Genomic DNA, 4,061 nt, shown 5'->3' with positions numbered 1-4,061 from the left:
ACCGCGTTCGACCGCATTCGTCCTTGGGCTATCGGCCGCCCGCGCCTGTCACCTTCCCGGACCTGGCTTTCCGGCTACCCATGGCCGCTACCATGCAGTAGCCTCTCAATCGGCTCGGTCCAAAATACCGGTCAGGTCAGGGCCGGATCGGCTTCTCGACGAGCTTTTGCGGCCGGCCGCGACCGTCCAGGGTGACGACGCCGTAGGCTTCGGGGCCGTCGACGTGATAGGCGAAGACGGTCGCCCCGCGCTCGCGCATCGCCGCGCGGACGAGCAGGTTCTTGAGGCCGGCCCCGAAGAACAGGTTGTCGCCCAGCACCAGGGCGACCGGGTCGGTACCGACGAAGTCGCGCCCGATGATGAAGGCCTGGGCCAGCCCCTCGGGCTTGGGCTGCACCGCATAGGAGAAGCGCAGGCCGAACTGCTCGCCGGTGCCGAGCAGCTGCTGATAGCTGCCGAGGTGCTCGGGCGCGGAGATGATCAGGATCTCGCGGATGCCCGCCAGCATCAGCACCGAGATCGGATAATAGATCATCGGCTTGTCGTAGATCGGGAGCAGCTGCTTGTTGATGGCCAGCGTCGCCGGGTGAAGCCGGGTCCCGGACCCTCCGGCGAGGACGATGCCCTTCATGGCGACCCACTCCTCCTGCTCGACCGCGCCCCGCCGGGGACGCGATCACGATCCGAAACATCCGACGCTCCGCCGGGACGTGCCCGAAGCGATCCAGGCCTCACCGCGCCGCGGCGGCCGGTCTCAGGTCGGGCGCCGCACCGATCCCCGCCGCCTGCTCCAGCACGTGAAGGTCGAGCGCGAACGGCGATGGGGGCGCGACGTCTTCGCGCGCGGCGGTCAGTAGATTGTCCAGCAGCATCGAGCCGACGGCCGTCTGCCAGAGCCACAGCCCGTTTGCCTGACCGACGAAGCTTGGTTCGCCACCGAGGGCACCGGCCGGCCTGAAGCCGGCGGCGAGACCGATCCCGAACACGCCGGCGACCGGCCGGCCCTTCGCGTCGAGAACCCGACAGGCACCATCCACGGCGGGACGGGGGGACGTGTTTCCCGTCAGGCGGATCGGTGCACCGCTCGAATCGAACAGGGGCAGCAGTCTCGGTCGATAGCCCAGCGCCGCGACGATGACGTCGGCCTCCTCGAGAAGGCGATGCGCGGGGGCCGGATCCGCGCCGTCGATGAGCATCGGAACGACACGCGGGTCCCCCGGCCGCCCGCCGATGCGTCTGACGTTCATGATCAGGTCACGGGATTCGGTCCGGAATCCGGCGAACCGGAAGACGAAGCCGCTCACCGGGCAGATGTCGCAAGGCTCGAACTCCGTATAGCCGTCGGCCAGAGCCGCCTCGGAGGACGGATAGAAGATCCGCAGCGGGCGCCGATGCAGGATCTGGATGCTGCCGGGCCGCTTCGTCTCCTCGGGCAGGGTTCTCAGGAGCAGCACCGCCGTTGCGACCGCGCTCGTGCTGCCGCCGACGATCGCGATGCGCGGCTCGGTGCGGCCCAGCAGGAAGCGAGCGAGGCGCTCCGTGCCGCCCTGTCGCAGGACATCGTCGGATTGCAGGATCTTGCCGGCGAATGTCGGCAGGAGCGGCCGGCCCGCGACCGGCTCCTCGAGCAGCCGCGCCGGATCCTGTGCGCCGCAGGTGGCGAGGAGCAGCGTGTCCGACACGACCTCGAAGGTCGTGCCCATCGTCCTGCTGCAGGTTTTCGTGTGCCACAGCCCGTCCGCGTCGCGGTGGGCGCTCGTCGCCTCGTGATCGACGAGGACCAGCCCCCCGGCATCCAGGATCGCCTTGTGGAGGACCTCGCCGATCAGGACCATCAGGGCCCCGGCCTTCTCCAGCGGGATCGAACCCTTTCCGTAGCCCCGCAACTCCCGGCACAGGGGATGGTCGACCAGCTGGCCGAGCCGCGGGTCGGCGTGATCGGTGACCGCGGTGAGGAAGGTTTCGGCCGTGCTGTCGGACCAGATCGCGTAGCGCCCCAGGCGTCCGGCTCCGAGGATCGGCCCGGCCTCGATGACGGCGACGCCGCCGGCGAGGATCTCGTCGAGGCGCCCGTCTCGCGAGGCCGCGACGAGGGGCGCGAGCGCGGCCGGGCCGCCGCCGACGATGGTGGTGCGAAACGGCGCCTTCGGCGCACGCCGGGCCATCACGCCACCTGCTCCCGAGCCTGGGCGCCGCAGGCCGTGCGAAACGCCTCGCAGATCCGGCCGACATCCGCGACGGTGAGGAAATCCGAGAGCGGGAGTGAGACGACGTGCGCGCTGAGCGCATCGGCCACGGGAAGCGCGCCGAAGACGCACCGCTGCTGGAAGTAGGGCTGCTGCCCGACATGGGGGCTGAAGTAACTCCCCGTGCCGACGCCCATCCGTGCCATGTCCGCACGGATCGCGTCCCTGCTCGCGGCCGATCCGACCGGGAGCAGCACGGGCATGAACTGATAGACGATGCGCTCGCCCGGCGCCTGCTGCATCGAGAAGTCGCGCAACGCCTCGCGATACGCGGCGGTGAGGATCTGCCTGTGCCGAGCGCGTTCCTCGAAATCGCCGAGGCGGACGAGGGCGCCGAGCGCGGCGACCTCCGACATCTTGGCGTTCATCCCCGGCAGCACGGCCGAGCGCTCGCTGTCGAAGCCGAAATTCGCCATGCTCCGCAGGAGCGCGATCGTCTCGGCATCGGTGCTGTAGATCAGTCCGCCCTCGCCGACGCCGAACGGCTTGGTGCCGTGCATCGAATAGACGATCATGTGCGGGGAGCCGGTGCCGAAGGCTCGACCGAGCTGGTCGAGGCATCCGAGCGAGGCGGCGGCGTCGATCACGATCGAGACATCGTGTTCCTGCGTCAGGCGATCGTAGCGCGCGAGATCGATGCACGCCCCGAAGGTCGCGTACGGCATGATCGCGACGACCTCTCCGGCATGGGCCCTCAAGGCCTCGTCCTCGGCGATCCGGCAGGCGCACCAATCCGACGGATCGACGTCGATCAGCAGCGGCGTGAGGCCTGCCCACAGCGCCGCATGGGCCGTCGCCGCGAACGTGAAGGCCGGCATGATGACGTAGCGCGCGGTCGGCCCGGACCGTTCGGCGGCCAGCTTCAACGCCAGCATCAATCCGCTCGTTGCATTGCAGACGGTGAGGCACGAACCGACGCCGCCGAAGACGTTCTCGATCATCGCCGCTTCGAGTCGCGTATTGGTCGGCCCATAATTGCTTAACCAACAGGATCGCTCGATCTCTTGGAGCTCGCTGACGTGATCGCTCAGGCGCGGCGCATCCGGCTTCGTGAGGGGCAGATAGTTCGCTGCGATGGTTTCCAGCGCTCGCACTGTCATGGTGAGACCTCAGAATTACTGAATTCGCCCTGATCGCCGTTCGGGAGAACTGATCCCCGACGCGAGAAGCATGGCGGCGGTATTTTCTCTATTCAACTCACCGAACGCCTATATTATTGACTAGCCCAAAATCGCTCGGAGGCGGATATCAGGCTTCATGGTTTGGGGAGATGTCGCGATGACAGCAGAGCGATCGAGTTGCTGCGAATTCAATCAATTATCGGCCGTATACAGCTGCGGAATATTGGAAAAATTCACCTGCAGGTTCCTCGGCACTGTCACGCACCGTCGCGGGCCATCGCGCGCGGGCACGGCTCAGGGGTCTTCCGCCGACCGTTCCTCAGCGCGACCACGGAGGGACGGGGCATCGCCGAACGCGTTCGCACGCGCAAAAGGATTAGGGTTGGCGCCGATGATGTATCCGTTTCGGCCCAAGCGAATACGTCCATCGGGAACACCGCGAGGTCGTGTCCCTTGGCGTGGTGTAGCTCGGTGAGGACCACCACGATCACCGGCTTGGGCCGGGACGATCAGGCTGCCAGAGTGGGCAGGCTGACCAGGGGATCCTCGCCGGTCGGGGCGATGCTTTCCAGGGTCATGTAGCGCGACCGCTGGACGGCCCATTCGTCATTCTGTTCGAGCAGGATCGCGCCGACGAGACGTGTGATGGCAGCCTCGTTGGGGAAGATGCCGACCACCTCGGTCCGGCGCTTGA

General features: G+C 67.5%; 3 protein-coding genes and 1 pseudogene. All 4 read right to left on the bottom strand.

Annotated features, from left to right (window positions below):
• Nucleotides 1-139: 139 nt before the first annotated feature.
• A pseudogene (locus MKK68_RS29325) lies at nucleotides 140-631 on the bottom strand (sugar nucleotidyltransferase); the annotation flags it as partial.
• A 100-nt stretch (nucleotides 632-731) separates the two neighbouring features.
• Complete coding sequence (locus MKK68_RS29320; protein ID WP_244033721.1) at nucleotides 732-2,165, bottom strand: hypothetical protein; 1,434 nt, start codon at nucleotides 2,163-2,165, stop codon at nucleotides 732-734.
• Entirely contained in the window at nucleotides 2,165-3,346 is a 1,182-nt protein-coding gene (locus tag MKK68_RS29315) for a DegT/DnrJ/EryC1/StrS family aminotransferase (RefSeq protein WP_244033720.1), read from the bottom strand. The genes MKK68_RS29320 and MKK68_RS29315 overlap by 1 nt, the downstream gene beginning before the upstream one ends.
• 530 nt (nucleotides 3,347-3,876) lie before the next feature.
• Nucleotides 3,877-4,061 (bottom strand): transposase (locus MKK68_RS29310; RefSeq protein ID WP_244033719.1); only part of this gene is annotated, 185 nt, incomplete at its 5' end.

Origin of the sequence: Methylobacterium sp. E-016 (genome assembly GCF_022829745.1) — a bacterium.
Taxonomy (GTDB): domain Bacteria; phylum Pseudomonadota; class Alphaproteobacteria; order Rhizobiales; family Beijerinckiaceae; genus Methylobacterium.
The sequence above is the reverse complement of the archived record's forward strand: the minus strand, read 5'-3'. Positions and strand labels throughout refer to the sequence as shown.